Below are 26,080 nucleotides of genomic sequence, written 5' to 3'. Positions count from 1 at the left end.
CTTCTACAAACGCCTCATCACCAACGGCAAAAAGCCAATGGTGGCCATCGCTGCCGTCATGCGAAAGATCGTCGTCACCTTAAACGCTAGGCTCAGGGACGCCGCCATTCCTCAGAGTTGATGACGAAGAGAAGGAAGGCCTCAGCGCCTGGCCTACCAGTCGCTGAGCTTGGTATCCGGCCCATATTCCTGGCCGTCGACATCCTTCACCACCGCCTGGCCGCAGCGCATGGTCTTGGCCTCCTTGTCATAGGCATAGGTCGGCGAGCCGAACAGGTGCCAGCCCTTGTTCAGCGCCGCCGTCACCTTGTGGCAGAAGCTGGCGTCGTCCGGGCCGGTGAGAAAGCGGTAGAGTTTCATGTCCCAAGTCCTGTCGTAAGTGCCCATAGCCCGCGAGCATGGGGCTATATCATGCGCCGATGGCGGCCGCCTTCGCCAGCAGTTTTTCGGCCTGTGCCAGATGCAGCCGCTCGACCATCTTGCCGTTCAGCGCGATCACGCCTCTGTCTGTGTTTTCCGTGAGCGCAAAGGCATCTTTCACCGCGCGTGCCTCGGCGATCGCCTCCGGCGAGGGGGCGAAGGCGCGGTTCGCGGCGTCGATCTGGGCCGGATGGATCAGCGTCTTGCCGTCGAAGCCCATGGCGGCCGCCTCCGCGCACTCACGGGCAAAGGCGTCGAGGTCGCGAAAATCATTGGCGACGCCGTCGAGCATGTCGAGGCCTCCGGCGCGCGCGGCCAGCACCATCTGCATCAGCCATGGCACGAGGTAGCGCCGGTCCGGCGTCACGTGCACACCGGTGTCCTTGGCCAGATCATTCGTTCCGGCAACGAAACAAGTGAGCCGGGAGGCCGGGTCGCGGCCCAGTTCGGCAATGGCGCCGATGTTGAGCAGGGCTTTCGGCGTCTCGATCATCGCCCAGAGTTTCACGCTATCGGGGGCAAAATTGTCGTCGAGCACGTCGCCGACTTCGAGGATGTCGCGCGGCGTGGCGACCTTGGCCAGCAGGATGCCGTCGGGCTCGACTTTCGCCACGGCCAGGAGGTCGTCGTCGCCCCATTCGCTGGCCAGCGCATTGACGCGCACCACCATCTCGCAGCGGTGGCCGAGTTGGTTGGCAGCCGGGCGGCCGGCGAAGATGGCGGGCAGCTTTTCGCGGGCGGCAATCTTGTCGGCCGGCGCGACGGCGTCCTCAAGGTCGATGATGATTGCATCGCAGGACAGAAGCGCGATCTTGGCCAGCGCCTTGTCGTTGGAGGCCGGGACGTAGAGGACGGAGCGGCGCGGGCGGTAGGGTTCCATGCCCGATCTATGCCGTGTGTGATTGGTGGAGGCAAGCGTTGGGGCTGTGCGGCCACCCTCTCCCTTGTGGGGAGGGTCGCTGCGAAGCAGCGGGGTGGGGTCGGCGCCGGGCCCCCACCCGGACCTTCGGTCCGACCTCCCCACAAAGGGAGGTAGAAGCTCAGCGCCCTTCCGCAGCCGTTGCGGAAGGGGGCCTTTCCTCTCCCCCGTCGATCGGGGAGAGGTGTCGAGCGAAGCTCGACGGAGTGGGGGTCGACCCTTGGGCGCAAGGCGAGGCAATGCTTGCGCCCTTCCTATGTCCGTTCGCGGCGGTTGCCAGGTGGTCCCCCCACTCCGTCTCGGCTTCGCCGAGCCACCTCTCCCCCCCTCCGGAGGGAGAGGAAAAGGAGCCTGGCTGGGGCGACACACCAGCCCTGGCGCGCGACCCTGCACGAAAACTGCACAGGCCTGCGGAAAAGCTCCTCGGATCCGCCCTGCCATCCCCCTGCCGGCCTGCGAAACAGGCAGCATGCACAAGCGAGCAAAACCCCGTTGGTCCGTGCCACAGCGCCTGCGCAGCGAAGGCTGGTGGCTGGTCGATCCGCCACGCGCGAATCCCATGGCGATTCTCATCCCTTTCGCCCGCAAGTGTCCGCCGACCTTCCGGCTGGACACCATCGGGAGGATCAGGTCGTGACAGCGTTCTTCTCTGCCGCGCCAAGTTATTGCGGTCGCTTCGGTGTTGCCGTGCTGCTGGTCGTGCTGGCGGATTTCCTGTTCTACGGTCAGCCCGCCGGCATCACCGCCTTCCTGTTCGCCATCCTGATCGCCGCCGCGGTCGTGGCCGTGCATCCCACGGCCTTCAGCGACATCAGGGTCTGGCTCAAGCCCGCCGCCTTGCTTGTCGCACTGCTGCCGCTCGCCGAAAATGTCAGCCTCCTGTCCGTCTCGATCGCGCTCGCGGCGCTGGTCGTGTTCGCGCTTTCGTTGAGCGGTCGCTTGCGGCACGGCATGGCGCGCATTGCCGGCCAGATCGCGTTGTTCGGGCTGGCGGCGCCGTTCCGCTTCGTCAGCGATTTCATCCGCTGGCGCAAGACTGCGCGCCGGTTTGGCGGGCGACGTGTGCGGCTGGCGGCGATCGCCGTCTGGGTGATGCCGCTGACACTGGGCGCCGTGTTCCTGGCACTGTTCGGCGCCGCCAATCCGGTCATCGACTACTGGCTGTCGCTGATCGACCTGATGAAGCTGCTCGACCTCATCCAGCTGGCGCGCATCGCCTTCTGGCTGTTCGCGCTCGCCGGCGTCTGGGCCTTTCTGCGGCCACGCCTGCCGCGCTTTTCGCGGCGCGGCCCCCGGCCGACCCATGCCCTTGCCGCGGCGGCGATCAATCCGCAAAGCCACATCATCGAGGACATCGTGTTCGGCAAGGCCGCCATCCTGCGCGCCCTGATCGTCTTCAACGTGCTGTTTGCGCTGCAGACCGGGCTCGATGCCACCTATCTGTGGGGCGGGGCAGCCCTTCCCGACGGTCTGAGCTACGCGGCCTACGCGCATCGTGGCGCCTATCCCCTTGTTGTCACCGCACTGCTCGCCGCCGGGTTCGTGCTGGCGGCGCTCAGGCCGGGCAGCGAAACATCGGGGGATCCCGTCATCCGCCGGCTGGTCTATGCCTGGGTGGCGCAGAACATCATGCTGGTCATCTCGTCGATCCTGCGGCTCGACCTCTATGTCGGCATCTATGCGCTGACCTACTGGCGCATCGCCGCCTTTGTCTGGATGGGGCTGGTGGCGGCAGGCCTTGCGCTGATCATCGCCCGCATCGCGCTCGGAAAATCCAATGAATGGCTCTCCTCCGCCAATCTTCTGACGTTATCCCTGACGCTTTATGCCTGCTGTTTCATCAATTTCGCCGCGACGATCGCCAATTACAATGTCGACCATTCCTTCGAAATGACCGGCCAGGGCATCCCCCTCGACGCCTGGTATCTGCGCTCGCTCGGCCCGGGCGCGTTTCCAGCACTCGACCGTTTCTTCGATCATCAGGGAAAGACCGCCGAGGCCGGCGCCGCACGCGAACTTGTGAGACTGCGTGGCATCGACGAGGGTTGGTACCGAACCGTCCAGGCAAACTGGCGGGCCTGGAGCTTTCGCGACTGGCGCCTGCTTGCCTATCTCGACAGCAAGGGGTCGCTCGTGCTTCCTCAGCCTTCGCAACCTTCCTTGCCGGGCCGCTGACCGATGCCGCATCACATCCTCGTCGCCGACGATGACCCGCATATCCGCGAAGTGATCTGCTTCGCGCTGGAAAAGGCCGGCATGAAGACGCTTGGGGTGGCCGACGGCGCCGCCGCCTTGCAGGAAATCGGACGCCGGGCGCCCGACCTCGTCGTGCTCGACATCGGCATGCCGGAGATGGACGGGCTGGAGGTCTGCCGGCGGCTGCGCCACACATCGGACGTGCCGGTGCTGTTCCTGTCCGCGCGCGACGAGGAGATCGACCGCATACTCGGGCTCGAAATGGGCGGCGACGACTATGTGACGAAACCGTTCAGCCCGCGCGAGCTGGTCGCCCGCGTCAACGTCATCCTGCGCCGCGCCCGCCCGGCGCCGGCCGCAGCGGCCGACGACCGGCAGTTTTCGCATGGCAAGCTCACTCTGGCGCCGGCCAGCCACGCTGCCGCCTTCGACGGCAAGCCGCTTGCCCTGACGGGGATAGAGTTCTCGATCCTGAAAGGGTTTTTGGCGCGGCCGGCGCATGTGCTCGACCGTGACGCGGTGATGGCAAACGCCTATGCCGGCAAGATCCATGTCGCCGACCGCACCGTCGACAGCCATATCCGCAACATCCGCGCCAAGCTGGCGTCGGTAGGCTGCCTGGACGCCATCGAGACCGTGCATGGCGTCGGCTTCCGGCTCGGCCGATGCGGCTGACGACGTCCAGCAAATGGATCGGCCGCAAATGGCGGCCAAGGCTTGCCACGGTCGTCGTCGCCATCCTGATCATGGTAATGGCCTTGCCGCTGGTCGGCCTGTTCTTCTTCCGCCTCTACGAGAACCAGCTGATCCGCCAGACCGAGGCGGAGCTGATCGCGCAAGGGGCGGCCATTGCCGCCATCTATGCGCAGGAGGTGCGCGAGGCCGGCATTCCCCCGGACAAACTCGGCGCGCCGATGCCGCAGGCCAATGGCAGCGCCAGCCGAGCCGCCAATCCCGACGGCCCGTACCGGCCGATCGAGCCGCGCCTCGATCTCGCCTCCGACGCCGTGCTTCCGACCCGGCCGGCCGCCATGTCCGCCACCGCCGATCCAGCCTTCGCCGCAATCGGCACGCGCCTGTCCGGCATTCTCGACGCCACGCAGAAAACCACGCTGGCCGGCTTCCGGCTGCTCGATCCCCGGGGCGTCGTCATTGCCGGGCGCGGCGAGGTCGGGCAGTCGCTTGGCGAGGTCGATGAAGTGCGGACCGCCCTTGGCGGCCACTATGCCAGCGCGCTCAGGCTGCGCATTCCCGACCAGCCGACGCCGCCGCTCTATTCGGTCAGCCGCGGCACCAAGGTGCGGGTCTTCGTCGCCCTGCCTGTGGCCGTCGACGGCCAAGTCGCCGGCATGGTCTATGTCTCGCGGACACCCAACAACATCATCAAGCATCTCTATGGCGAACGCGGCAAGGTGACCCTGGCGGCGATCGCCATCCTCGGCGGCACGCTGCTCATCGGCCTGGTGTTCCTGCGCACGGTCAGCCGGCCGATCTATGCGCTGATCGACCGCACGCAGCGCATCGCCGCCGGCGAGCGCGACGCGATCCGGCCGCTCGACCATCATGGCACCTACGAAATGGCCGAGCTGTCCGCCGCTTTCCTCGACATGGCCGAAAGACTGCAGGCGCGATCGGACTCGATCCAGACCTTCGCCACCCATGTCTCGCACGAGCTCAAATCGCCGCTGACGGCGATCCAGGGCGCGGCCGAATTGCTGCGCGATTCCGGCAGCGCCATGGATGATGAGGAGCGACGGCGCTTCTCCAACAACATCGTCACCGATGCCGGACGGCTCAATCTGCTGGTGCGGCGGCTGCTGGATTTGGCGAAAGCCGAAAATCTTGCACCGAGCGGCGAAAGCACCTCGATCGGTGCCGCGCTGGCGCTGCTGCCCGCCGACACCAGGCTGGCGGTCCGCGTCGAGGCGGGCGGCGATCTCGCCTTGCGCATCTCGGCCGAGAACGCGGCAATCGTGCTGGCCAATCTCATCGACAATTCCGCCAGGCACGGCGCGACGCTGGTTTCGATCGCGGTGGCCAGCGCCGGCGGCAAGGCGACGGTGCTGGTCGGCGATGACGGCGCCGGCATTTCGCCGAGCAACCGGGCGCGCATCTTCGAGCCGTTCTTCACCACGCGGCGCTCCACCGGCGGCACCGGCATGGGCCTCGGCATCGTGCTGGCCCTCCTGAAAGCGCATGATGGCATGATCCGGCTGGTTGACAGCGAGCGCGGCACGCGCTTCGAGATCACACTGCCGGCGGCATAGACAGGCCGCCGGCTCGGATCGGAGAGAAAATGCGCTACGACATCGTCATCATCGGCGGGGCCATCGTCGGGTCGTCCATTGCCTATTATCTGCGCGAGGAAGGGTTTTCCGGCTCCATCGCGCTCATCGAGCGCGACCCGCAATTCGCCCATGCGGCGACGACGCTGTCCATGGCCTCGATCCGCCAGCAATTTTCCATTCCGGAAAACATCCGCCTGTCGCAATTCACGCTGAACCTGTTCCGGCGGCTGAAGGAGACGTTTGGCGCCGATGCCGATATCGGTTTCCGCGAGGGCGGCTATCTCATCCTGGCCGGAGAGAACGGCCTGCCGGTGCTCAAGGCAAACCATGATGCGCAGGTCGCCGAAGGCGCCGACATCGTGCTCGAGGACGCCGAGCAGCTGACGCGGCGCTTTGCCTGGCTGTCGGCCGAGGGTATTTCCGCCGGCGCCTATGGCCGGACCGGCGAAGGCTGGTTCGACGCGCATGCGATGCTGACGCTGTTCCGCAAGGCGCTGCGCGACAAGAAGATTGACTTCATCGCCGCTTCCGTCACCGGCATTGCGCGCGACGGCAACCGCGTCACCGGCGTCTCGCTCGACAATGGCCAGACCTTAGAGGCCGGCATCGTCGTCAACGCCGCCGGGCCGAATGCCGGCAAGGTCGCGGCTCTTGCCGGGCTGGCGCTGCCGGTCGAGCCGCGCAAGCGCAACGTCTTCGTGTTCGAAGCGCGCGAGAAATATGCCGACATGCCGCTGCTGGTCGATCCCTCCGGCATCTATGTGCGGCCGGAAGGCTCGGTCTACCTCACCGGCGGCGCCGAGCCGGAAGAGGGCGACGGCCCGGCTGACCCCAGCGATTTCGAGGTCGACTGGCCGCTGTTCGAAGAGGTGATCTGGCCGGTGCTGGCGACCCGCATTCCCGCCTTCGAGGCAATCAAGGCGACCCGCGCCTGGGCCGGGCACTACGACTACAACACGCTCGACCAGAACGCGGTGATCGGGCCGCATCCAGAAGTCGGCAATTTCCTCTTCGCCAACGGCTTTTCCGGCCACGGCCTGCAGCAGGCGCCGGCGGTCGGCAAGGCGCTGGCCGAGTTCTTGGTGCATGGCGGGTACCGGACGATCGACTGCTCGGCGTTCGGCTATGAGCGGGTGGCCCAGGGACGGGCGTTCCGGGAATTGAACGTGATTTGAGAAGCGGCCGGTTCTCCCTTCTCCCCTTGTGGGAGAAGGTGGATCGGCGCGCCAGCGCCGAGACGGATGAGGGGTGTTCCAGCGGAGTGAGGCGTTGGCGTTCCCTGGAGCACCCCTCATCCGTCGCCTTCGGCGACACCTTCTCCCACAAGGGGAGAAGGAAGAGGCGCCTAAGCCGCCGCCAGTCTCCCGGCCTCGACATAAGCCTGCAGCCAGGCCAGCACCCGGCCCCAGCCCTCGGCATGTTCGGCCGCCGCATCGCTGCGCCCGGCAAAACCGCCATGGCAGACGGTGAGGCGCGTACCCTTGGCGGTCGGCTCAAGCAGCCAGGCGACCGTGGTTCGCCGCCGGCCAAGCGTCGGATGGTCCCAGGCATAGGCCCGTGTCTGCACGATCCGGCGTGGCGATTCGATCTCGAGGAACTCGCCGCCCGCCGGCAGCTCCCTGCCGTCGGCCGTGCGGACGACGACAGTCCAGCGGCCGCCGACGCGAAGGTCGGCCGACCAGTCGGCCATTCGGTAGGTGTCGGCGGTCCCCCACCATTGCTCTATCTCGCTCGTGACCAGCGCGCGAAAAATGCGTTCCGCAGGCGCTTCGATCTCGGCCGACGCCATGATCGTCTCGCCATTGGTCATGCTCTGTACCCCGAGGACGTGCATCATCGGTGCCTCCGTTTTGTTTCGGTATCGAAACGAGCCCTTCACCCTTTCGTTGGCGGGCGCTCGAAACCCTTGCCGGTCTCGAGCAGGCTCTTGAGACTGGCCAGCACCAGCGGCCAGCCCTTGGAGACATTCGGGATCAGCCGGTGCGGGCCGTCGGCCTCGTGGGTGACGGCAAGCTTCATCAGCTCGCCGTCCTGTTCGATGGCGAAGGTGCAGCGCGTGTAGCCGTCTTCCTTGACCTCCGGCAGCCATTCATTGCGCCATTTGATGACCAGGCGTCGCGGCGGGTCGATCTCGAGGATCTCGCCCGAATCGGCGACGCGGCCGTCGGGAAAGATCAGTTTCCAGCCGGAGCCGACCTTCCACTCGCTTTCCTGATAGGAGCAGAGGAAGAACTGCCGATTGAACTGCGGGTCGGTGAGCGCCTCCCAGAGTTTTTCGGGCGTGGTGCGGATGTAGGTCACGTAAACGAAGCTGTTGCTCATCAGTCTTCCCTTTCGAGGCGTTTCTTCAGATCACTCAATGCATCCAGCCGATGGCGCTCGAACTTGCCGATCCAGCGCTCGGCGATCTCGTTGATCGGAACTGGGTTGAGGTAGTGCTGCTTCTCGCGTCCCTTGCGCAGCGTGGTGACGAGGTTGGCCTCCTCCAGGATCGCCAAATGCTTGGTCACCGCCTGGCGTGTCATGTCCATCTCCGCGCACAGCGCGTTCAGCGTCTGCCCGTTCCGGGCATGGAGGTTGTCCAGCAATTGCCGGCGTGTCGGGTCGGCCAAGGCGCGAAAGACTGCATCCATGCTCATGGCTTTAATGTGCAACCATTTGGTTGCATGTCAAGCGGCAACATCGTGCGCCGTCGGCGGTTGGGCGCGGCCACGGGAGAAAAAGTCAGCCCTTGCGGGAGAACCAGAAGGCGTCGGCCATGCGTTTCATGCCGATGCGTTCGTAAAAGCCGACCGCATCGGGCATGGAAATCAGGCTGATGGCGACCGACGGCCCGAGCTGCCGCCGCGCCTCGTCCATCAGGCCCTTGCCGATGCCGAGCCCCTGCGCCGATCGGGAGACGGCGAGTTCCGAGATGTAGCAGACCCAGGAGAAGTCGGTGACTGCGCGGGCCACGCCGATCAGCGGCTTGCCTTCGATGTCGAGGCGCGCGGTCAGCACAAGATTGGCGCCGGACAGCATGGCCCGCAGCCGGGCGGGATCATCGACGGGCCGTGTCTCGCCGAGGCCGGACTCAACCAGCACGCGGCGGAATTCGGCGATGCCGAGCGCAGGCTCGCTTGCGTAGACGACATGGGAGTTTTGAGCCATGCCGGCCAGACTGCACCATCGCTTCGCGAATTCGAAGTCGTTTTGTGGTACGGCCCTTGTGCCAGCGCGCACGAACAGCTGCCTTTTATTTGCCCTCGGCTTTGTGTAAACGGGGCGTCAGCAAATCCCCCGCAACGAAAACACGGGCAAAAGCCATGGAAAAATTCACCAAGCTCACCGGCGTCGCCGCTCCGATGCCGATCGTCAATGTCGACACCGACATGATCATCCCGAAGGATTATCTCAAGACGATCAAGCGCACCGGCCTCGGCACCGGCCTGTTCGCCGAGATGCGCTACAATGACGACGGTTCGGAAAATCCGGATTTCGTGCTCAACAAGCCGGCCTACCGCAAGGCGCAGATCCTGGTCGCCGGCGACAATTTCGGCTGCGGCTCGAGCCGCGAGCACGCGCCCTGGGCGCTGCTCGACTTCGGCATACGCTGCGTCATCTCGACCTCTTTCGCCGACATCTTCTACAACAACTGCTTCAAGAACGGCGTGCTGCCGATCACCGTCAGCCCCGAGGATCTCGAAAAGCTGATGGACGACGCCTCGCGCGGCTCCAACGCCACTTTGTCGATCGACCTCGAAGCCAAGGAAATCCGCGGCCCGGATGGCGGCGTCGTCAAGTTCGACCTCGACGACTTCAAGCGGCACTGCATGCTCAACGGGCTCGACGATATCGGCCTGACCATGGAGAAGGCCGGCGCCATCGCCTCGTTCGAGAAGAAGAACGCCGAACAGCGTCCCTGGGCCTGAGCGGTACCGTCCGACGATAGGCCCGGCCGGGTTCAGGCCGGGTTTGGTGGCGACTGAAGGGAGGGACAGTCATGGCACGTTCGCTTCTTGCCGGCGTTTGCGGCTTGGCCTTGTTGCTGATGCCCAGCGCGAGCGCCTTTGCGCAGACACAGACGCCAACTGCAGCCCAGAAGCCGGCCGACCAGCCGGCGACCGACCAGGGATCGTCGAGCACCAGCGACGCGGCGCCCGCCGACGACGACAAGCAGGCGCCGATACCGTTCGAGGGCGGCCAGCTGACCATCACGCAGCCCGAGCAGGACGGCGAGAAGGTGCTCGCCTATGACGGCAAGCAGCTGGCCAGCAACTACGATGTCTTCTTCGACAGGATCGTGAAGATCGGCGACGTCAACGTGGCGCTGGTCGATGTCGGCGACGGCGGCAATCAATGCGGCCCGGCCAAGGTGATCGTCTGGAAGCCGAAGGACGGCGAGATCAAGACCACGACGGTCGAGCAGGACGAATGCGGCGCGCCGCCGGCGGCGATCTCCGACAGCGCCATCTATTTCGTGCCCTATCTGCTGCCGGGCGATCAGAAGCCGGCCCTGCAGTGGTCGCCGACATCGGGACTGACCACCTCCGGCAATTTGACCTACATGCCGGAACCCGGGACCGACTGGAAAGACATCGACCCGTCGACATACGACAACATCATCGACGCCTTCCACAATGAGGCGGTCTACAAGGAAGCCGAAAAGCTGCTCGGCAAGGACATGCCCGACATGGCGACCAGCCTGCTGGTCGGCGGCGGCACGGAAAAGACCGCGTCGGGCGCCTTCTATGCCAGTGGCTGCGTGCCGCATGATTGCGGCGGCAATGACGGCTTCATGGCGGTCGATCCGGCCAAGCACAAGCTCTACTTCGCCCGCCGCGGCGACAATGGCCAGCCGAACGCCTGGCCGGCGGTGGCGACATGGCCGGCCGACGTGAAAGAAGCGCTGGATAAGGCACTGTCGTCGGCGAATTAGGGCGGCTACGTCTGCGCAGCGCTTTCGTCATCCAGGGGTCTGCGCTGCGTCGCTCCGCTCCTTGCTTCGCCATAGGATTACGATGGGAGGGAGGCAGCGCTTCACCGCATCGTGACAATGGTCGGCCCTGCTTGGCCCACGACCCGCGCCGAGCCGCCTGCTAGATGCAGGCCACAATCCAAGGAGGCCCCCAATGCGCAAACTGATCTCCACCGGTTCGCCCTTCGAGAAGACCGCCGGCTATTCGCGCGCGGTGGTGCAGGGCGACTGGTGCTTCGTGTCCGGGACCACCGGCTATGACTATGCGTCGATGACGATGCCGGAGACGGTCGAGGCGCAGACGCGCAACTGCCTGGCGACGATCGGCAAGGCGCTGGCCGACGGCGGCTTCGAGATATCAGACGTGGTGCGGGCGCATTACTACATCACCGACCAGGCCTTTGTGGACGTGGTCTTCCCGATCCTGGGCGAGACATTCGGCAACATCAGGCCGGCGGCGACGATGATCGTGTGCCAGCTCAACAAGCCGGAAATGAAGATCGAGATCGAAGTCACGGCGCTGCGACGCTCGGCTCCGGGGCGCTGAGACCATGAAGGTCCGGCGCATCGTGGCCAATATCGAGACGCAGGATGCGGCGGCGGCGAAGCGCTTCTACCATGATGTGCTTGGCCTCGACGTGCTGATGGACCAGGGCTGGATCGCCACTTACGGCTCCGAGGAACAGATGCAGGTGCAGGTCTCCTTCATGGCGCAAGGCGGCTCCGGCATGCCGGTGCCGGACCTGTCGATCGAGGTCGACGATGTCGAGGCGGCACTTCAAGGCATGAAGGCCGCCGGCTTCGCCATCGAATACGGCCCGGCCGACGAACCGTGGGGCGTGCGGCGCTTTTATGTGCGCGATCCCCTGGGCCGGCTGGTCAACATTCTCTCACATCGGTGATCGCGGTTCTGAACCGCAGGCTTGCGCCGCAAGCGCTTGGCGTTTAGCAAGGCCGCGGTTCAAATCTTTCTGGGACGGTTTTTCCATGGCAACGAAGCATCTTTTCCTGCTCCCCGGCGACGGCATCGGCCCCGAGGCCATGGCCGAGGTCAAGAAGCTGATATCGGCCATGAACGAAAAGCTCGGCAGCGGCTTCGCCACCGATGAGGGCCTGGTCGGCGGCTGCGCCTACGACGCGCATGGCGCGGCGATCTCCGATGCCGACATGGCCAAGGCGATGGCGGCGGACGCGGTGCTGTTCGGCGCCGTCGGCGGACCGAAATGGGATGCCGTGCCTTACGAGGTGCGGCCCGAGGCCGGCCTGCTGCGGCTGCGCAAGGACATGGAGCTGTTCGCCAATCTGCGCCCGGCCATCTGCTATCCGGCACTCGCCGCGTCCTCCTCGCTCAAGCAGGAGGTGGTCGAAGGCCTAGACATCCTCATCGTGCGCGAGCTGACCGGCGGCGTCTATTTCGGCGAACCCAAGCAGATCATCGATCTCGGCAACGGCCAGAAGCGCGGCATCGACACGCAGGTCTACGACACGTTCGAGATCGAGCGCATTTCGGGCGTCGCCTTCGAACTGGCGCGCACCCGCAAGAACCATGTGACCTCGATGGAAAAGCGCAACGTCATGAAGTCGGGCGTGCTGTGGAACGAGGTGGTCACCCAGACGCACAAGGCGCGCTACTCCGACGTCAAGCTCGACCACATGCTGGCCGATGCCGGCGGCATGCAGCTGGTGCGCTGGCCAAAACAGTTCGACGTCATCGTCACCGACAATCTGTTCGGCGATATGCTGTCCGACATCGCCGCCATGCTGACCGGCTCGATCGGCATGCTGCCGTCCGCCTCGCTCGGCGCGCCAGACGTCAAGACCAAGAAGCGCAAGGCGCTCTACGAGCCCGTGCACGGCTCGGCGCCCGACATCGCCGGCAAGGGCATCGCCAACCCGATCGCCATGATCGCTTCCTTCGCCATGTGCCTGCGCTATTCCTTCGGCATGGTCGATGAGGCCGACAGGCTGGAAGGCGCGATCGCCGCCGTGCTCGATCAGGGCCTGCGGACGAAGGACATTTTCTCGCCGGGCATGACCGAGGTCGGCACGGTCGAGATGGGCGACGCGATCATCGCCAAGTTCCTGGGTTAACGCGCTCACTTAGAGCGTTTCACCGTTTCATGGAAACGGCGAACCGCTCTAACTCTTTGTTTTGACGCAATTCCCAAGGGAAAGCGCTATGCGCTTTCCCGGGAAAACCGCTCACACTTTTCCTGGAATTGCTCTAGCGTATGTCGCCGGCCAGCAGCTGCAGCAGGCCGACGAGCTGTGCTTCGTCCACCGGTTCGAAAAAGGCCGCGTCGGCGGTCTCCACGGCAACGATGGCGCGCTGCGCGGCGGCGGCTCCGGCCGGGGTGACGCGGATCACCTTGGCACGCGAATCCCTGGGGTCGGCTTCCCGCGCGATCAAACCCTTGGCCTCGAGCCGGGCAACGACGTCCGAGGTCATCTTCACCTCGGTGCCTGCCTGGGCGGCGAGCTGCACCTGGTTGGGCGGCTCGCCATTGCGGCCCAGCCACATGGCGGAGGCCAGGAGCACGAACTGGACATGTGTCAGGTCGAGTGGCGTCAATGCCGCCGTCATGACGCGCTGCCAGCGCATGGTGGTTCGCCACAACAACAAGCCGGGGCTCTCCGAAGGTCCGCTGAAGCGCGTCTTCAAATCCTGTCCGTCAGCCACCATTCGCCAACTCCTTTGCCTGCTCGAACAATTTAGCCATCGATACGTCGAAATCGCCGCTGATCTGCGGGCCGAGTTCGGGTCCGACCTCGGCCGCAGAGGGGCCGGAAATTTCGAGCCGGTGCGTCACCTGCGTGCCGCCCTCGACCGGCACCAGCGTGTGCCGGAACAGCAATTTCGTGTCACCGAACGAAGTCTCGTCGGCATAGGTGACGTTATCGACGAGATCGACGATGGTCGATTCGAACGTGTCCTGCCCGACCGGCGTCACCGAGACGCGGGTGCCCTTGGCGAACGGGCCGTGCAGCACGAAAGTGTCGGACCCTTGATAGGTGAGGCGGCCCTCGTGCAACGCCTTCAGCGCGTTCCAGATGGCTGCTGAGGGAAGGGAGGAAATCGCGGTGTATTCATTGCTCCACATTGTCCTGGCTCCATTCGTCTTGGTCGATCGATCATTCGATCTGTGCACAGACTATCTGTGCGCGGATTAAATTGCAAGAGGAATCTTCAGCCGTGACGACGTTCGGCCGAACGACCGCTTTTGGGAGTGAATTCCCCCTTTTGTCGGGAAAACCGGCGATTAAACTCCCACCCCTGCGGGCGCCGGCCCCCAGGCGTTCTTGCCCGCCTGGGATGGCACAAGCCCGAAGACCAGCACGGCTATGCCACCGATGCCTGGGATGAAGCAGAGCAAGACAAACCAGCCGCTCCGGCCGAAGTCGTGAAGACGTCGCACGGCAAGCGCGATCCAGGGCAGGTTGAGTGCCAAAGCGAAAATAAAGAAGGGCAGGAATCCGATCGCATTCCTGCTCGGAACGTCGCGGAAACCGTTGATGGCAAGATCCATGAGTATCCCGAAACCCAGCATGGCAAACACCAGGACGGTCGAGCACAGCCAGAAGGCCCAATATTCCTTGCGACGGGCGCGTCCGTTGAAATTGAAAAAATCCACACTGACCGTGCACAGGAAGTATGCCCACAGTCCTGTGGAACGAGTGGGCCGGGTTTCAGGGGCAAGACCAGGCTGGCCAGCGGTCGCCGACGGTGCGGGCGAACTCGCGGCGACGATGTTGCGCGCAGTTCCGTCGTCCGGCTGGAATTCGACAAGACGGCCTCTGACGAGGGCTATCTCCTGGCTCAGATCCGTCCGTGTGAAAAAATAGCGCTTGCCGTCAGCGCCGTCGATGTAACCGTAGTCTTGATCCGCGTCGTAGTGAAACACCGTACCGCGCATTGCTTTCCCCTGCATCGCCTCGCCAGCATGCTACCCAGGGTTGTTCACCAATGCAATATGCACGCCACGCTAAATTCTAACCCCCGCCGGCACTGGCCCCCACTGGTTTTCGCGCCCCTGTGTCGGGATCAATGCGAAGACGAGAATGATCAGGCTGCCGAAGGTCGGGATCAGGATGAGCAGGCAGAGCCAGCCGGTCAGGCCGAGGTCGTGCAGGCGGCGCACGATCATGCCGAGGCTGGGCAGGAAGGTGGCCAGCAGGAACATGCCGAAAAGCCCCACTGTCATCGCCGGCAGCTCGGCGTTGTCGAAATTGCCTATCTCGGCATCGGTGAAAACGCCGATGCCGACGACCACCAGCAACGCGATCGTCCAGAACAGGCAATAGCCCCAATATTCCTTGCGCCGGGCGCGGCCGGCGAAATTGAAGTAGTTCCGGGTCACACCGCTCCAGAAATAGGACCAGAGATCGGTGGGCTCTGCCGGCTCGGCCGTCCGGCCGAAATGCTGCGCCGGCGCTGCGACGGCCGCGGGTACGGGATTGGCCTGAGCCGGTGCGGGGTTTATGCCGGCGGCCGGGCTTGCGGCCTGGGTGGCGATCGAGAAGACGTCACGCGCCTGGCCGCCGCCCGGCTGGAACTCGACCGCCGTGCCCTTGGGCATCGCGGTTTGCCGGCGAAGGTTCTCGCGGGTGAATGTGTAGCGGTTGCCGTCGGCTCCGGTGATGAAGCCGAAACCCTGGTCCTCGTCATAGTGAAGCACTTCGCCACGCATCACCCACCCCCCTTGTCGCCGCGTCCCCGCCAAGATGTGGCACGGGGCCGAGCCCACGGGCAAGACCGTGCGGCATGGCTACCATATTAGCGGCAAATCGAGCATAAGGCTTGACGTGCAGCCGTCTTCACCGAAGCAGACCATGACAGTCGAGCATTCCGATGCCAGCGCCGGGACCGAGGAAGGGCAGGCCGCAAGGCCGGCGAGGCTTGCCCCTGCACTGGCCATCGATGCGACCGGCCTGATGTTCTGGCCGCCCGGCAAGGGCCTGGCGGGCATTCCACGGGTGGAGAGCTTTCTCGTCAATGCGGCGTTGGCGGATCCCGACCCCGACGTGGAGGTGGTGGCGTTCAGGCCAGGCGAAGGCCGGTTCCGGCCGCTTGCGCCTTTCGAACAGGACCACGTCGCGGCCGGCGAGATTTCACCGCATCGTGTCAAGCGGTGGCCGGGGAGACGCGCGGCGCTGTCGCGGGCTTTCGAGGCGGTGCGGCAGCAGCCCTGGGACAAGCGTGACGCGGACCGCCATCTGGCCAGGACGGTGACCAATGGCGGCATGGGGATCGCCTGGCAGGCGACGCGGCTGTTGATCCGCGCCTATCGCCTGTACCAGCGGGCGCGGATCCGCCTTGGTTTGCGAGAGGCCCCGGCCCGGCCGGCCGAGACGGAGCCCGCCCTTGTGCTGATCAGCCATCACATCCTGACCCAGGAAGACCGGTTCGCCGTTTCGGGCGGCGCCGGCAAGGTTGCCTTCCTGTGTCACGACATCATCCCGGCGTTGCGCCCCGACCTGATCGGCTTGAGCGCCGGCGAGCGCCGTTTCGGCTCCGATCTCGAGCAGCTCGTGCGCGCCGGTGCGCCGGCATTCTGCGCCTCCGACGAGGTCGGCGCGACGCTGACCGAATATATGCGCAAGGCCGGCATCGGCGCGCCGCTAGTGTACCGGTTTCCGATGCCTTCCATCCTGCACGAGACGGCATCGCGCATCGGCGCGACCTCGCGCATCGAGGCCGGCGAGCCGTTCGTGTTCTATTGCTCGACCATCGAAGTGCGCAAGAACCACATATTGCTGGCGCGGATCTGGCAGCAGGCGCGGGAAGAGGGCGTCAAGCTGCCAAGGCTTGTCTGCGCCGGGCGCTGGGGCTGGATGATCGAACCGCTGCGCGCTTTTCTCAAGGCGCATCCCGAACTGCTCCAGTCGGTCACCTTCACCGGACTGGTCAGCGACGAGCAGCTCATCGGCTATTATCGCAGCGCCACCTTCGGCGTTTTTCCCTCGCATATAGAGGGCTGGGGCTACGGCGCCTCGGAATGTCTCGATTTCGGCGTTCCGGTCATCGTGTCGACGGCGCCGTCGCTGATCGAGGCGAGCGGCGGGCTGATGCCGGCGATCGATTCCGAAGACCAGGCCGGCTGGTACGCCGCCATCCGCAGGATGGCCGAGGATCATGCCTGGCGTTCCTCATTGGCGGAGCGCATCGCCCAACACCATCGGCCGACGCCGGCGGCCGCTAGCTGGTCGGCCATCAAGGCCGGCCTGAAAGAGAGCGCGTCCCGGCGTTCGTAGGGGTTACGAAGGCCGCTTCTTCGGCTTCTTGTGCTTCGGCGGGCCGGCATTGTCGAATTTCGGCTTGCCCGGCTTTTTCGCCCACGGCTTTGCCTCATGCGCGGCTGCAGGGCGCTGGTCGACCGCGGCCGGTGCGCGCTTCTCGAATTTGCGCTTCGGCGCGTTCGGGTCGAATGGCGCCTTGCCGCGATGCGGCTTCTTGTCGGGGCTGGGCGGCTGATAGCCGGCCCGCGACAGGTCCGGCGTGCCGTCGAGCCGCTTGACCACGATATTGCCCTGCAGTTTGCGGTCGGGCCCGATGGCGGCGAGAAAACGGTCTGCCCAGTCCGCGGCGATCTGCACGAAGGTTTCTTCCGGCTGCATCTTGATGGCGCCGATCTCGCGCTTCGAGATGCTGCCGGTGCGGCACAGCATCGGGATCAGCCAGCGCGGCTCGGCATTCTGCCTGCGTCCGACCGACAGCGAGAACCAGACGCTGGCGCCGAAATCGTCACGGCGGCTCGGCGCCTCGTCGCGCTGCGCGAAATTTTCGCCGGCCGGTCTTTCGCGCGCCAGTCTTTCACGCGAAGGCGTGAACGACGCGACGTCCATGAGATCCTCGGGCGCCGAGCGGCTGGCGCGGCACTGGCGCACGAAGGCGGCCGCCACCTGTTCGGCGCCATGCTTGGCGAGAAGCGCGTCGATGAAAGCGCGCTCATCGTCCTTCACCGGCTCGTCGAAGGCCGGATCGGCGAGGATGCGCTCGTCGTCGCGGCGCATCACATCGTCGGCTGAGGGCGGGCTCGCCCAGGTTGCCTTGAGGCCGGCGTTCTGCAACAGCCGCTCGGTGCGCCTGCGGGCGCTGCCCGGCACGATCAGTGCGCTGACGCCCTTGCGCCCGGCGCGGCCGGTGCGGCCGCTGCGGTGCAGCAGCGTTTCGGGATTGGTCGGCAGGTCGGCGTGGATGACCAGTTCGAGGTTGGGCAGGTCGATGCCGCGCGCCGCGACGTCGGTGGCGATGCAGACTTTTGCGCGGCCGTCGCGCATCGCCTGCAGCGCATGGCTGCGCTCGTTCTGGCTGAGCTCGCCCGAAAGCGCGACGACGGAAAAATTGCGGTTGTTGAAACGCGCGGTCAGGTGATTGACGGCGGCACGCGTGTTGCAGAACACCAGCGCGTTCTTCGCCTCGTAGAAACGCAGCACGTTGATGATGGCGTTCTCGCGGTCGGCCTGGGCGACGTTGAGCGCGCGGTATTCGATGTCGAGATGCTGCTTTTCCTCGCCGGCGGCGGAGATGCGCACGGCATCGCGCTGATAGCCTTGCGCCAGCGTGGCGATGGAGCGTGGCACGGTGGCCGAGAACATCAGCGTGCGGCGTTCGGCCGGCGCGGCATCGAGGATGAATTCGAGGTCCTCGCGAAAACCGAGATCGAGCATCTCGTCGGCCTCGTCGAGCACCACCGCCTTCAGCGCCGACATGTCGAGCGAGTTGCGGGTGATGTGGTCGCGCAGGCGGCCGGGCGTGCCGACGACGATATGGGCGCCACGCTCCAGCGCGCGCCGCTCGGTGCGCATGTCCATGCCGCCGACGCAGGACGCCACCGTGGCGCCGGTCGGCTCGTAAAGCCATTCGAGTTCCCGTGTCACCTGCAGCGCAAGCTCGCGCGTCGGCGCCACCGCCAAGGCCAGCGGCGCCGTGGCCGGGCCAAAACGCTCGGCGCCGTCGAGAAGCGTCGGCGCCATGGCAAGGCCGAAGGCCACGGTCTTGCCGGAGCCGGTCTGCGCCGACACCAGCGCATCGGCCTGGCCGAGTTCCAGCACCGCCTTCTGCACCGGCGTCAGTTCGGAATAGCCGCGTTTTTCCAGCGCCTGTGCCAGCGCCGGGACGATACCTTCAAAGTTGGACATCTCGCTCTTTCGGAATTCAGGGTTCTGCGCTCATCATGGAGCACATCGGGGCCGGCGCCGCGCCAGCCCAACAATCTTGGCCGTTCGTACTTCCTGCCGCCGCTCTTGTACAGGGCGCGCCATGAAGGCCATGCACCTCGCCGCAATTGACTCCTGACGCAAACCGCGTAAAAGCCGGCATCGAACGGGATCATTTTCGATGCGCGGCCTTCTGATGGCGCTTCTTGCATTTGACTTCCCCGGCCACAATCATCTGGCCGGGCGCGTTCGCGCGTCTTACCGTTCAACCAAAACCATGGCCAAAACCACCACCAAAACGGTGTGATTCCCTTGGCCTAACCACCCTCTCCCGGGTCCGGCCCGGGGGACAGAACCCGCATTGGCCGGCGGGTTTTCTCCAAAAACCAAGCGGAGAGGGACAGGAGATCTTTATGAGTTTCAAGGTTGCAGTCGTCGGCGCCACGGGCAATGTGGGCCGGGAAATGCTCAACATACTGGAAGAGCGCGGTTTTCCGGTAAGCGAAGTGGTGGCGCTGGCGTCGCGGCGCAGCCAGGGCACGGAAGTGTCGTTCGGCGACCGCACGCTGAAGGTCAAGGCACTGGACCAGTATGATTTTTCCGACACCGACATCTGCGTCATGTCGGCCGGCGGCAATGTCTCCAAGGAATGGTCGCCGAAGATCGGCAAGCAGGGCTGCGTCGTCATCGATAATTCGTCGGCCTTCCGCTACGACCAGGACGTGCCGCTGATCGTGCCGGAAGTGAACCCGGACGCGATCTCGCTGTTCACGCGCAAGAACATCATCGCCAACCCGAACTGCTCGACCGCGCAGCTGGTCGTGGCGCTGAAGCCGCTGCACGATTTCGCCACCATCAAGCGCGTCGTCGTCGCCACCTACCAGTCGGTATCGGGCGCCGGCAAGGAAGGCATGGACGAGCTGTTCACCCAGACCCGTGCGGTGTTCGTCGCCGACCAGGTCGACGTCAAGAAGTTCACCAAGCGCATCGCCTTCAACGTGATTCCGCATATCGACGTCTTCCTCGACGACGGCTTCACCAAGGAAGAGTGGAAGATGGTCGCCGAGACCAAGAAGATGCTCGACCCCAAGATCAAGCTGACGGCGACCTGCGTGCGCGTGCCGGTGTTCATCGGCCATTCGGAAGCGGTCAACATCGAGTTCGAGAAGCCGATCACCGCCGACGAGGCACGCGACATCCTGCGCGACGCGCCGGGCTGCCAGGTCTTGGACAAGCGCGAGGACGGCGGCTACATCACGCCGCTGGAATCGGCCGGCGAGGACGCCACCTTCATCTCGCGCATCCGCGAGGATTCCACCGTCGACAACGGCCTGTCGATGTGGGTCGTCTCCGACAATCTGCGCAAGGGCGCGGCGCTCAACGCGGTGCAGATCGCCGAGCTCCTCGTCGAGCGCGGCTTGATCCAGCCGAAGAAGAAGGCGGCCTGACGGCGGTTCTTTTCTCGCTCACGGGCCGTATCGCCGCTGCCGCGGCTTGCCCTGCGCGGGCGCGCCGGACGACCGGCGGCCCGCGGTCGCGGGCTAAGGGCACCTTGTCCTTCTCCCACACGGGGAGAAGGGAAAGCCCGCACCTGCCCCTCGGATTGAGCTTACTTTATGAACGGTGCTCGGCCTGTCACTCTGCGTTCGGCCACCGGCTCAGATGCCGCTGCCATTGCCCGGCTTATGCGAGCGTCGCTCGACGCCTACGACTGGATGCCGGTCATCCATACGCCGGCCGAGGACCTCGCCTTCCTCCGCGACATCGTGCTGCCACGGCAGCAGGTGACGGTCGCCGAAGGCGGCAGCGAGATTGTCGGCTTCGTTGCCGTCAGCGGCGATTGGGTGGAGCAGCTCTACCTCGACCCGGCCTGGACGGGACAAGGCATAGGCAGCCGGCTGCTGATCGACGCGACCGCTGCTTTGCCGGTTACGAAACTCCATTGCTTCCAGGCCAACACCGGCGCCCGGCGCTTCTATGAGCGCCATAGGTTCCGCGCGGAAGCGTTCGGCGACGGCACCACCAACGAGGAAGGCCTGCCGGATATTCTGTATGTCCGCAGGCGCTGATTTCAGCCGGCACTGTCCTTGGCCAGCTGATGAAGCAGCCCGAGCGCCTCCTCCGCCCGATCGGCCGGCACGAAGAGGTGATCATGGTAGAACGCCGAGACCGGATTGACGCCCATGCCGGCGGCGGCGAGCCGCGTGGCGATGGCGGCGAGGAAGCCGACGGCTTCCAGCGATGAGTGGATGTTCAGCGTGATCATCCGGCAGGGGAACGACGCGGCCAGTCCGGCTGCCTTTGCCGCGTCCTCGGTCACGATCAGCGTCGTGCCCTCGCGCTCGCGAAACAGCATCACCGGGTCGAGGTTCTTCGGCTGGGCAACTCCAGGCGCCAGCGTGGCGAAGACATGGATGCCGTCGAGCAATTCCGGTGTCATCGACGCCAACAATGTATTCAGATCGGTCTCGCCGGTCATTTCTCTCGCCTGAACTGGGATGGGCAACAGGCTTCTCAATATCCGCAACCGGCACATGCTGATAGTCCGCACCGCGCACGACATGGCGATGTCGCTGGCGGCCGGGCTTGCGGATCTGTCGCATCGCACAATAGAGCAGCTCAGGGCCGATGCCGGCCCGTGAAAGGCCGTCCATGATCGTTCGCCCGCGCCCCAACTTCCTGCAGCTGTTCTTCATCATGCGCGGCTCCGTGGTGCCGCGCATCCTGCCGCAGATCTTCGGCTTCGCCGTCTATTCGGCGGTCATCCTGGTCCTGGCGCGATGGTTCGAGCTCGATCTCGGCGTCTTCAACATCACGCCGTTCGGACTGGTCGGCGTGACGCTGTCCATCTATCTGTCGTTCCGCAACAACGCCGCCTATGATCGCTGGTGGGAAGCGCGCAAGCTGTGGGGCACGCTGGTCTTCGAGATCCGTAACCTGGCGCGCGCCACGACCAGCCTCATTCCCGATCCGGCCGAACAGCGCGCCTTGCTGATGGAGGCGCTGGCCTTCTGCCATTTCCTGCGCGGCCAGCTGCGCAAGACCGACAGCCGCAAGGACGCCCGCGCGTTCATCGACGCCGAGGCGGAGGCGGTCGCAGCCTTTGCCAATCCGACCGACGAGATGGTCCGGCGCATGGGCCGGCGCGCCAATGCGCAGCGCCGGGCGGGCGACGTCGATCCGATCGGCTTCCGCATTCTCGATGAAAGGCTGGCGTCGATCGCCGCCATCCAGGCCGGCTGCGAGCGGATCGCCGGCACGCCCTTGCCCTTCGCCTATACGCTGCTGGTGCACCGCACGGCCTATATCGTCTGCCTGCTTTTGCCCATCGGGCTGATCTCGACCACCGGCTGGGCGACGCCACTGTTCACGGCGCTGATCGCCTACACCTTCTTCGGCCTCGATGCGCTTTCGGAGGAACTCGAGGACCCGTTCGGCACCGAAGCCAACGACCTTGCGCTCGACGGGTTGTGTCGCGTCTGCGAGATCTCGGTGTTCGAGGCGCTGGGGGAAGCGCCGCCGAAGATGCTCCCGGCCGAGAAGTTTTATTTTTCATAAGCAGTCCCGGTTCGCCCGCATTCGAAGCGCCTGCTGAATTGGGGCATCGGCCGTCTCGATGTGAGGGCTTGACGCGCTGGTTGATGTCTCTTATAGAACCAAAAGGTTACATAACCATTTGGTTTGATAAGCATGACAACCGACAGCCTCAGCTTGACCCTTGCGGCGCTCGCGGATCCGACACGGCGAGCTATCCTGGCGCGGCTTTCGCTCGGCGAGGCTTCGGTGACGGAGCTGGCGGAGCCTTTCGCCATGAGCTTTCCGGCGGTGTCGAAGCATCTCAAGGTGCTGGAGCGCGCCGGCCTGGTGGCGCGCGGCCGCGACGCGCAGTTCCGGCCGCGGCGCCTGCAGCCTGAGCCATTGCGCGAGATCGACGCGTGGCTGGAATCTTATCGTGCGCTGTGGGATGCGCGGTTCGACCGGCTCGAAACCTATCTGCAGGCTTTGCAGAAGGGAGATCCGGACGGCAGCCATAATTGAAGCCGGCGGGGTCAATCAAGGAGGGCAAGAAGTGGCAGATCAATCGATAGAACTTCCATCCGATGACCCCGTCATCGTCATCAGCAGGACGTTCGATGCGCCGCGCGCACTGATGTTCAGGCTGTTCACCGATCCCTATCATCTGGTGCGGTTCTGGGGGCCGGAAGGATCGAGCTATCCGGTCTGCGAGATGGATGTGAGGCCGGGCGGCGAGTGGCGCCTGACCATGCGTTTTGCCGATGGCAGCGAATATCCGACCAACAGCGTCTATCTCGAAATCGCCCCGCCGGAACGGATCGTCTATCGCGATGCGCCGCTCGACCGCACACAGTGGCAGGACAGCTTGCCGCCGGCGCAGATGGTGACGACCATCCTGTTCGAGGACATCGGCGGCAGGACGCGGATCGTCGCGAACATCCGCGCCAATTCGATCGCCGCTAGGGACATGGCGGTGAAGATGGGCTTCGGCCAGATGGTGATGGCGAGCTATGCGCGCCTGGAGGCCTATCTCAAGACGCTTTGAACGAAGCGAGGCCCGGTGTTCGACGAAGGTCGGTCACCGGAGTGCAAAAAGAATCCCATCGCGTGTCGGGTCATCCTCCCGCCGCGCGTCCTTGGATCGACCTTCACCAAGAAGGCCGGCGCTTGAATCTGAAACACCGGAGGGAACATCAATGAGCATTTCCGAAACCGCGCCCGTGTCGACTGGCGCCCTGTGGACCGGCCGCGTACTCAGCGGCCTCATCATCCTGTTCATGGTCTTCGACGGCGCCATCAAGCTGCCGCCGCTCGACATCGTCACCCAGACCATGGTGCCGCTCGGCTGGCCGGCCGACGCCAATGTCGCGCGCCTGCTCGGCGTCATCGGCCTGGTCTCGACGGCGCTCTACGCCTGGCCGCGCACTTCGGTGCTCGGCGCCATCCTGCTCACCGCCTATATGGGCGGCGCCATCGCTACAAAGCTGCGCATCGATAGCCCGCTGTTCTCCCACACACTGTTCGGCGTCTATCTCGGCATCATCCTGTGGGGCGGTCTCTATCTGCGCGACCCCAAGGTGCGCGCACTGATCCCGTTCAGCCGATAGTCTCATTGTTCTGACGCAATTCCGGAGGGAAACCGCTTCACACTTTTCCTGAAATTGCTTTGAGGAGAGAAAAATGTTCAGCACCATCCTCATCATCCTGGTCGTCTTCATCGCCGCCGTCCTCATCTACGCCGCGACACGGCCCAATGATTTCGTCACCACCCGCACGGCCACCATCAAGGCTGCGCCGGAGGCGATCTTCCCGCTGATCAACGATCTCAGCCGCTGGCCGACATGGTCGCCCTACGAAAAGCTCGACCCCAACATGAAGCGCACGGTCTCGGGCGCGCAAAGCGGCAAGGGCGCCGTCTATGCCTGGGAAGGCAATGGCAAGGCCGGCAAGGGGCGCATGGAGATCGTCAATTCGGTGCCGTCCTCGCAGGTCGCGCTCAAGCTCGATTTCGAGAAGCCGTTCCGCGCCAACAACAGCGTCGACTTCACCTTGACGCCATCGGGCGACAGCACCGCTGTCACCTGGGCGATGCGTGGCGCAAGACCGTTCATCGCCAAGCTGATGGCCCTATTCATGGACTTCGACAAGCTGATCGGCAAGGATTTCGAGGCCGGCCTGGCCAATCTGAAGCAGGCAACGGAGCAACAAAGGCTAACAATTTCAAAATCTTGATCGCAAGTGCCGAAACCGTCGTCGACGCTAAGCCGGCCAATCGTCACTCTCCCAGGGATCAAATCAGCCGCACGCGAGTTAACGAAATGGCGGCGAGGACGGCGATCCGCGTGAGAGAGAGGATTTCATAATGAAGAAGGCGATTACCATTCTGGTGCTGACGATGGCGTTGGGCGCGTGCTCGCAGACGGAAAAAGGCGCTGCTGTAGGCGGCCTTGGTGGCGCCGCGGTCGGCGCGGCCGTGGCTGGGGATCCGGTCCAGGGCGCAGTCGTCGGAGGCGCGGTCGGCGCCGTGGCGGGTGCCCTGATCGGCCACGCCAGCGAAAGTGGCCAGTGCCGCTACCGCGACCGCAATGGCCGTGTCTATGTCGACCGCTGCCCAAGCGGCTATTGAGCGGCGGGCAGCACTGAAGACAGCAAAACGGCGGGCGCAGGCTCGCCGTTTTCGTCTGAAAATGCCTACAACAGGTCCCGGATCAATTCCCAGGCGTCGCGGCCGAGACGCGCATCGGCCTGATCATTACCGCCATGGGCGTGCAATGCGGACCGTGGGGTGGTTTCACCCGGCAAGAGAATGCGGTGGCCGGCATCGGGGTTTGAGACGAGGCGGGTGGCCTTTCCGACATCTTCTCGACGCCGAACAATCGATCGGGCAAAGTCGAGCGAGGGCCACAGCGCGTCGTCGCCGCCCGCGACCAGCACAAGCTGCGCCGAGATAGCCTCGACGGGAATGGCGGCCTTGTCGGCCTCCTGCTTGAAGCTTGCCAGGCAATGCTCGAATAGCCCCCTGTAGGACACAAGGCCATCGACATGGCTCGCGCGCCAGTTCGGCTCGGTCGGAACGAACGGGAGCGGCACCCCCTTCAGCGTCCATGACGATCGCTCGGGCCAGCTGGTGCCGTCGCGGCCCGGCCCGATATTGCCCCACACCACCGATGTCGGGCTGATCGCGGCCACGGCGTCGATGCGCCGGTCGTGCGCCGCCGCAAGCAAGGCCGCCTCGGCGCCTTTGGACGTGCCGACATAGACGATGCGCCGGCAGCCCAGCCCGACAAAATGGTCGGTCGCGGCGAAAAAAATCTCCAGAGGGATTTCACATATGCCGGGGACCTGGCCTTCGCCGCCGAACCACTGCAGCGCTAGAGCGGATGCGCCCTCGCCGGCAAACAGCCGTGCGCGGGCGACGTCGACACGGCCGCTGGATCCGCCCAGCACCACGACGCCCGTCGTGGCGTCGGCGCATCGCAGCAGCGTTCCGGCAACGCGGCCGGACAGGATTTCTTCCGTGACTGGCCGTTCGCCCATCCGTTCCATCCGATACCGCCATGGCACGGGCGCACAATAGCAAAACGGCGGGCACCGGCCCGCCGTTTTGTCGATGCGATGAAGCGATCT

Annotated in this window: 33 protein-coding genes and 1 pseudogene; 21 read left to right on the top strand and 13 right to left on the bottom strand. The window is 64.9% G+C overall.

What is annotated here, in order from left to right:
* Positions 1-121, top strand: a pseudogene (locus tag CK227_RS37450) (IS110 family transposase); the annotation flags it as partial.
* A 32-nt stretch (positions 122-153) separates the two neighbouring features.
* Here the strand turns inward: CK227_RS37450 and CK227_RS26245 are convergent.
* Positions 154-360 (bottom strand): DUF1737 domain-containing protein, encoded by a 207-nt coding sequence (locus tag CK227_RS26245; RefSeq protein WP_095774865.1) that lies wholly within the window; start codon positions 358-360, stop codon positions 154-156.
* A gap of 49 nt (positions 361-409) precedes the next feature.
* On the bottom strand, positions 410-1,300 hold the full coding sequence (locus CK227_RS26240) for a CoA ester lyase (RefSeq protein WP_095774864.1): 891 nt from the start codon (positions 1,298-1,300) through the stop codon (positions 410-412).
* Positions 1,301-1,972: 672 nt separating this feature from the next.
* Between CK227_RS26240 and CK227_RS26235 the strand changes: the two genes are divergently transcribed.
* The 4 genes from CK227_RS26235 to CK227_RS26220 are packed head-to-tail and all read left to right on the top strand — an operon-like array spanning position 1,973 to position 6,998.
* Positions 1,973-3,514 carry a DUF4173 domain-containing protein gene (locus tag CK227_RS26235; protein ID WP_095774863.1) on the top strand — a complete coding sequence of 514 codons (1,542 nt, stop codon included), beginning with the start codon at positions 1,973-1,975 and terminating at the stop codon, positions 3,512-3,514.
* A 3-nt stretch (positions 3,515-3,517) separates the two neighbouring features.
* Complete coding sequence (locus CK227_RS26230) at positions 3,518-4,210, top strand: response regulator transcription factor (protein WP_095774862.1); 693 nt, start codon at positions 3,518-3,520, stop codon at positions 4,208-4,210.
* Complete coding sequence (locus CK227_RS26225) at positions 4,201-5,802, top strand: HAMP domain-containing sensor histidine kinase (protein WP_095774861.1); 1,602 nt, start codon at positions 4,201-4,203, stop codon at positions 5,800-5,802. The genes CK227_RS26230 and CK227_RS26225 overlap by 10 nt, the downstream gene beginning before the upstream one ends.
* Positions 5,803-5,831: 29 nt before the next feature.
* Positions 5,832-6,998 (top strand): FAD-binding oxidoreductase, encoded by a 1,167-nt coding sequence (locus CK227_RS26220; protein ID WP_095774860.1) that lies wholly within the window; start codon positions 5,832-5,834, stop codon positions 6,996-6,998.
* Positions 6,999-7,168: 170 nt separating this feature from the next.
* Here CK227_RS26220 and CK227_RS26215 read toward each other — a convergent pair whose 3' ends face one another.
* From CK227_RS26215 to CK227_RS26200, 4 genes are all read right to left on the bottom strand, one after another.
* Positions 7,169-7,660 (bottom strand): SRPBCC domain-containing protein, encoded by a 492-nt coding sequence (locus tag CK227_RS26215; protein WP_095774859.1) that lies wholly within the window; start codon positions 7,658-7,660, stop codon positions 7,169-7,171.
* Positions 7,661-7,698: 38 nt separating this feature from the next.
* Positions 7,699-8,145, bottom strand: coding sequence for an SRPBCC family protein (locus CK227_RS26210; protein ID WP_095774858.1), 447 nt, complete (start codon positions 8,143-8,145; stop codon positions 7,699-7,701).
* Positions 8,145-8,456 carry a metalloregulator ArsR/SmtB family transcription factor gene (locus CK227_RS26205; RefSeq protein ID WP_064987727.1) on the bottom strand — a complete coding sequence of 104 codons (312 nt, stop codon included), beginning with the start codon at positions 8,454-8,456 and terminating at the stop codon, positions 8,145-8,147. The genes CK227_RS26210 and CK227_RS26205 overlap by 1 nt, the downstream gene beginning before the upstream one ends.
* Before the next feature lie 91 nt (positions 8,457-8,547).
* A complete protein-coding gene (locus CK227_RS26200) occupies positions 8,548-8,973 on the bottom strand; it encodes a GNAT family N-acetyltransferase (protein WP_095774857.1) in 426 nt (141 codons plus the stop codon).
* A 155-nt stretch (positions 8,974-9,128) separates the two neighbouring features.
* Here CK227_RS26200 and leuD point away from each other — a divergent pair, with 155 nt between their 5' ends.
* From leuD to leuB, 5 genes are all read left to right on the top strand, one after another.
* Entirely contained in the window at positions 9,129-9,734 is a 606-nt protein-coding gene (leuD, locus tag CK227_RS26195; protein WP_019862120.1) for a 3-isopropylmalate dehydratase small subunit, read from the top strand.
* A gap of 71 nt (positions 9,735-9,805) precedes the next feature.
* Positions 9,806-10,741, top strand: a complete 936-nt coding sequence (locus tag CK227_RS26190; protein ID WP_095774856.1) for a hypothetical protein — start codon at positions 9,806-9,808, stop codon at positions 10,739-10,741.
* 193 nt (positions 10,742-10,934) lie between these two features.
* Positions 10,935-11,327 carry a RidA family protein gene (locus CK227_RS26185; RefSeq protein WP_095774855.1) on the top strand — a complete coding sequence of 131 codons (393 nt, stop codon included), beginning with the start codon at positions 10,935-10,937 and terminating at the stop codon, positions 11,325-11,327.
* A gap of 4 nt (positions 11,328-11,331) precedes the next feature.
* The gene (locus CK227_RS26180; RefSeq protein WP_095774854.1) at positions 11,332-11,682 is read left to right on the top strand and encodes a VOC family protein; all 351 of its coding nucleotides are present in this window, start codon (positions 11,332-11,334) and stop codon (positions 11,680-11,682) included.
* Positions 11,683-11,767: 85 nt separating this feature from the next.
* Positions 11,768-12,871, top strand: coding sequence for a 3-isopropylmalate dehydrogenase (gene leuB / locus CK227_RS26175; RefSeq protein ID WP_032932300.1), 1,104 nt, complete (start codon positions 11,768-11,770; stop codon positions 12,869-12,871).
* Between the two features lie 133 nt (positions 12,872-13,004).
* On the opposite strand, the gene CK227_RS26170 is transcribed toward leuB, so the two are convergent.
* The 4 genes from CK227_RS26170 to CK227_RS26155 all read right to left on the bottom strand — a co-directional run bounded on the left by CK227_RS26170 (position 13,005) and on the right by CK227_RS26155 (position 15,468).
* A complete protein-coding gene (locus CK227_RS26170; RefSeq protein WP_245318256.1) occupies positions 13,005-13,463 on the bottom strand; it encodes a MarR family winged helix-turn-helix transcriptional regulator in 459 nt (152 codons plus the stop codon).
* Positions 13,453-13,881 carry a polyketide cyclase gene (locus CK227_RS26165; protein WP_095774853.1) on the bottom strand — a complete coding sequence of 143 codons (429 nt, stop codon included), beginning with the start codon at positions 13,879-13,881 and terminating at the stop codon, positions 13,453-13,455. The genes CK227_RS26170 and CK227_RS26165 overlap by 11 nt, the downstream gene beginning before the upstream one ends.
* 159 nt (positions 13,882-14,040) lie before the next feature.
* Positions 14,041-14,694, bottom strand: coding sequence for a DUF805 domain-containing protein (locus tag CK227_RS26160; protein ID WP_095774883.1), 654 nt, complete (start codon positions 14,692-14,694; stop codon positions 14,041-14,043).
* Between the two features lie 69 nt (positions 14,695-14,763).
* Positions 14,764-15,468 carry a DUF805 domain-containing protein gene (locus CK227_RS26155; RefSeq protein WP_095774852.1) on the bottom strand — a complete coding sequence of 235 codons (705 nt, stop codon included), beginning with the start codon at positions 15,466-15,468 and terminating at the stop codon, positions 14,764-14,766.
* 142 nt (positions 15,469-15,610) lie between these two features.
* Between CK227_RS26155 and CK227_RS26150 the strand changes: the two genes are divergently transcribed.
* The gene (locus CK227_RS26150) at positions 15,611-17,032 is read left to right on the top strand and encodes a glycosyltransferase (protein WP_179296524.1); all 1,422 of its coding nucleotides are present in this window, start codon (positions 15,611-15,613) and stop codon (positions 17,030-17,032) included.
* 3 nt (positions 17,033-17,035) lie between these two features.
* Here CK227_RS26150 and CK227_RS26145 read toward each other — a convergent pair whose 3' ends face one another.
* Complete coding sequence (locus CK227_RS26145; protein WP_095774850.1) at positions 17,036-18,919, bottom strand: DEAD/DEAH box helicase; 1,884 nt, start codon at positions 18,917-18,919, stop codon at positions 17,036-17,038.
* 199 nt (positions 18,920-19,118) lie between these two features.
* Between CK227_RS26145 and CK227_RS37850 the strand changes: the two genes are divergently transcribed.
* The 3 genes from CK227_RS37850 (at position 19,119) to CK227_RS26135 (ending at position 21,006) form a co-directional block, all read left to right on the top strand.
* Positions 19,119-19,244, top strand: a complete 126-nt coding sequence (locus CK227_RS37850; protein WP_280951246.1) for a hypothetical protein — start codon at positions 19,119-19,121, stop codon at positions 19,242-19,244.
* A 106-nt stretch (positions 19,245-19,350) separates the two neighbouring features.
* Positions 19,351-20,385 carry an aspartate-semialdehyde dehydrogenase gene (locus tag CK227_RS26140; RefSeq protein WP_010912399.1) on the top strand — a complete coding sequence of 345 codons (1,035 nt, stop codon included), beginning with the start codon at positions 19,351-19,353 and terminating at the stop codon, positions 20,383-20,385.
* 168 nt (positions 20,386-20,553) lie between these two features.
* Positions 20,554-21,006 (top strand): GNAT family N-acetyltransferase, encoded by a 453-nt coding sequence (locus CK227_RS26135; protein WP_095774849.1) that lies wholly within the window; start codon positions 20,554-20,556, stop codon positions 21,004-21,006.
* Between the two features lie 2 nt (positions 21,007-21,008).
* Here the strand turns inward: CK227_RS26135 and CK227_RS26130 are convergent, their stop codons facing one another.
* Positions 21,009-21,416, bottom strand: a complete 408-nt coding sequence (locus tag CK227_RS26130) for an ACT domain-containing protein (RefSeq protein WP_095774848.1) — start codon at positions 21,414-21,416, stop codon at positions 21,009-21,011.
* A 19-nt stretch (positions 21,417-21,435) separates the two neighbouring features.
* Here CK227_RS26130 and CK227_RS36885 point away from each other — a divergent pair, with 19 nt between their 5' ends.
* The 7 genes from CK227_RS36885 to CK227_RS26100 all read left to right on the top strand — a co-directional run bounded on the left by CK227_RS36885 (position 21,436) and on the right by CK227_RS26100 (position 25,079).
* The gene (locus tag CK227_RS36885; RefSeq protein WP_179296523.1) at positions 21,436-21,579 is read left to right on the top strand and encodes a hypothetical protein; all 144 of its coding nucleotides are present in this window, start codon (positions 21,436-21,438) and stop codon (positions 21,577-21,579) included.
* Positions 21,580-21,589: 10 nt separating this feature from the next.
* Positions 21,590-22,495: a bestrophin family protein gene (locus tag CK227_RS26125; protein WP_095774882.1), complete on the top strand. Its 906-nt coding sequence runs from the start codon at positions 21,590-21,592 to the stop codon at positions 22,493-22,495.
* 132 nt (positions 22,496-22,627) lie between these two features.
* Positions 22,628-22,975, top strand: a complete 348-nt coding sequence (locus CK227_RS26120) for a metalloregulator ArsR/SmtB family transcription factor (RefSeq protein WP_095774847.1) — start codon at positions 22,628-22,630, stop codon at positions 22,973-22,975.
* Positions 22,976-23,006: 31 nt separating this feature from the next.
* Complete coding sequence (locus CK227_RS26115; protein ID WP_179296522.1) at positions 23,007-23,498, top strand: SRPBCC domain-containing protein; 492 nt, start codon at positions 23,007-23,009, stop codon at positions 23,496-23,498.
* Positions 23,499-23,649: 151 nt separating this feature from the next.
* A complete protein-coding gene (locus CK227_RS26110) occupies positions 23,650-24,060 on the top strand; it encodes a DoxX family protein (protein WP_095774845.1) in 411 nt (136 codons plus the stop codon).
* A 73-nt stretch (positions 24,061-24,133) separates the two neighbouring features.
* On the top strand, positions 24,134-24,685 hold the full coding sequence (locus CK227_RS26105) for an SRPBCC family protein (RefSeq protein WP_095774844.1): 552 nt from the start codon (positions 24,134-24,136) through the stop codon (positions 24,683-24,685).
* Positions 24,686-24,815: 130 nt separating this feature from the next.
* Positions 24,816-25,079 carry a YMGG-like glycine zipper-containing protein gene (locus CK227_RS26100; protein ID WP_095774843.1) on the top strand — a complete coding sequence of 88 codons (264 nt, stop codon included), beginning with the start codon at positions 24,816-24,818 and terminating at the stop codon, positions 25,077-25,079.
* A gap of 65 nt (positions 25,080-25,144) precedes the next feature.
* On the opposite strand, the gene CK227_RS26095 is transcribed toward CK227_RS26100, so the two are convergent.
* Entirely contained in the window at positions 25,145-25,990 is an 846-nt protein-coding gene (locus tag CK227_RS26095) for an acyl-CoA thioester hydrolase/BAAT C-terminal domain-containing protein (RefSeq protein WP_095774842.1), read from the bottom strand.
* Positions 25,991-26,080: the final 90 nt, after the last annotated feature.

It is taken from the genome of Mesorhizobium sp. WSM4308, assembly GCF_002294905.1.
GTDB lineage: Bacteria > Pseudomonadota > Alphaproteobacteria > Rhizobiales > Rhizobiaceae > Mesorhizobium.
Note: the sequence above shows the minus strand (reverse complement) of the source record. Positions and strands in the feature narration are given on the sequence as shown.

Coding starts and splice junctions, on each gene's coding strand:
- CK227_RS26120 (WP_095774847.1), top strand. CDS start 22,628: ATGACAACCGACAGCCTCAGCTTGACCCTTGCGGCGCTCGCGGATCCG.
- CK227_RS26205 (WP_064987727.1), bottom strand. CDS start 8,456: ATGGATGCAGTCTTTCGCGCCTTGGCCGACCCGACACGCCGGCAATTG.
- CK227_RS26150 (WP_179296524.1), top strand. CDS start 15,611: ATGACAGTCGAGCATTCCGATGCCAGCGCCGGGACCGAGGAAGGGCAG.
- CK227_RS26225 (WP_095774861.1), top strand. CDS start 4,201: ATGCGGCTGACGACGTCCAGCAAATGGATCGGCCGCAAATGGCGGCCA.
- CK227_RS37850 (WP_280951246.1), top strand. CDS start 19,119: ATGCGCGGCCTTCTGATGGCGCTTCTTGCATTTGACTTCCCCGGCCAC.
- CK227_RS26210 (WP_095774858.1), bottom strand. CDS start 8,145: ATGAGCAACAGCTTCGTTTACGTGACCTACATCCGCACCACGCCCGAA.
- CK227_RS26105 (WP_095774844.1), top strand. CDS start 24,134: ATGTTCAGCACCATCCTCATCATCCTGGTCGTCTTCATCGCCGCCGTC.
- CK227_RS26110 (WP_095774845.1), top strand. CDS start 23,650: ATGAGCATTTCCGAAACCGCGCCCGTGTCGACTGGCGCCCTGTGGACC.
- CK227_RS26230 (WP_095774862.1), top strand. CDS start 3,518: ATGCCGCATCACATCCTCGTCGCCGACGATGACCCGCATATCCGCGAA.
- leuD (WP_019862120.1), top strand. CDS start 9,129: ATGGAAAAATTCACCAAGCTCACCGGCGTCGCCGCTCCGATGCCGATC.
- CK227_RS26130 (WP_095774848.1), bottom strand. CDS start 21,416: ATGACCGGCGAGACCGATCTGAATACATTGTTGGCGTCGATGACACCG.
- CK227_RS26145 (WP_095774850.1), bottom strand. CDS start 18,919: ATGTCCAACTTTGAAGGTATCGTCCCGGCGCTGGCACAGGCGCTGGAA.
- CK227_RS26140 (WP_010912399.1), top strand. CDS start 19,351: ATGAGTTTCAAGGTTGCAGTCGTCGGCGCCACGGGCAATGTGGGCCGG.
- leuB (WP_032932300.1), top strand. CDS start 11,768: ATGGCAACGAAGCATCTTTTCCTGCTCCCCGGCGACGGCATCGGCCCC.
- CK227_RS26165 (WP_095774853.1), bottom strand. CDS start 13,881: ATGTGGAGCAATGAATACACCGCGATTTCCTCCCTTCCCTCAGCAGCC.
- CK227_RS26240 (WP_095774864.1), bottom strand. CDS start 1,300: ATGGAACCCTACCGCCCGCGCCGCTCCGTCCTCTACGTCCCGGCCTCC.
- CK227_RS26095 (WP_095774842.1), bottom strand. CDS start 25,990: ATGGGCGAACGGCCAGTCACGGAAGAAATCCTGTCCGGCCGCGTTGCC.
- CK227_RS26125 (WP_095774882.1), top strand. CDS start 21,590: ATGATCGTTCGCCCGCGCCCCAACTTCCTGCAGCTGTTCTTCATCATG.
- CK227_RS26220 (WP_095774860.1), top strand. CDS start 5,832: ATGCGCTACGACATCGTCATCATCGGCGGGGCCATCGTCGGGTCGTCC.
- CK227_RS26190 (WP_095774856.1), top strand. CDS start 9,806: ATGGCACGTTCGCTTCTTGCCGGCGTTTGCGGCTTGGCCTTGTTGCTG.
- CK227_RS26185 (WP_095774855.1), top strand. CDS start 10,935: ATGCGCAAACTGATCTCCACCGGTTCGCCCTTCGAGAAGACCGCCGGC.
- CK227_RS26245 (WP_095774865.1), bottom strand. CDS start 360: ATGAAACTCTACCGCTTTCTCACCGGCCCGGACGACGCCAGCTTCTGC.
- CK227_RS36885 (WP_179296523.1), top strand. CDS start 21,436: ATGGGCAACAGGCTTCTCAATATCCGCAACCGGCACATGCTGATAGTC.
- CK227_RS26215 (WP_095774859.1), bottom strand. CDS start 7,660: ATGATGCACGTCCTCGGGGTACAGAGCATGACCAATGGCGAGACGATC.
- CK227_RS26135 (WP_095774849.1), top strand. CDS start 20,554: ATGAACGGTGCTCGGCCTGTCACTCTGCGTTCGGCCACCGGCTCAGAT.
- CK227_RS26160 (WP_095774883.1), bottom strand. CDS start 14,694: ATGCGCGGTACGGTGTTTCACTACGACGCGGATCAAGACTACGGTTAC.
- CK227_RS26100 (WP_095774843.1), top strand. CDS start 24,816: ATGAAGAAGGCGATTACCATTCTGGTGCTGACGATGGCGTTGGGCGCG.
- CK227_RS26180 (WP_095774854.1), top strand. CDS start 11,332: ATGAAGGTCCGGCGCATCGTGGCCAATATCGAGACGCAGGATGCGGCG.
- CK227_RS26170 (WP_245318256.1), bottom strand. CDS start 13,463: ATGGTGGCTGACGGACAGGATTTGAAGACGCGCTTCAGCGGACCTTCG.
- CK227_RS26200 (WP_095774857.1), bottom strand. CDS start 8,973: ATGGCTCAAAACTCCCATGTCGTCTACGCAAGCGAGCCTGCGCTCGGC.
- CK227_RS26155 (WP_095774852.1), bottom strand. CDS start 15,468: ATGCGTGGCGAAGTGCTTCACTATGACGAGGACCAGGGTTTCGGCTTC.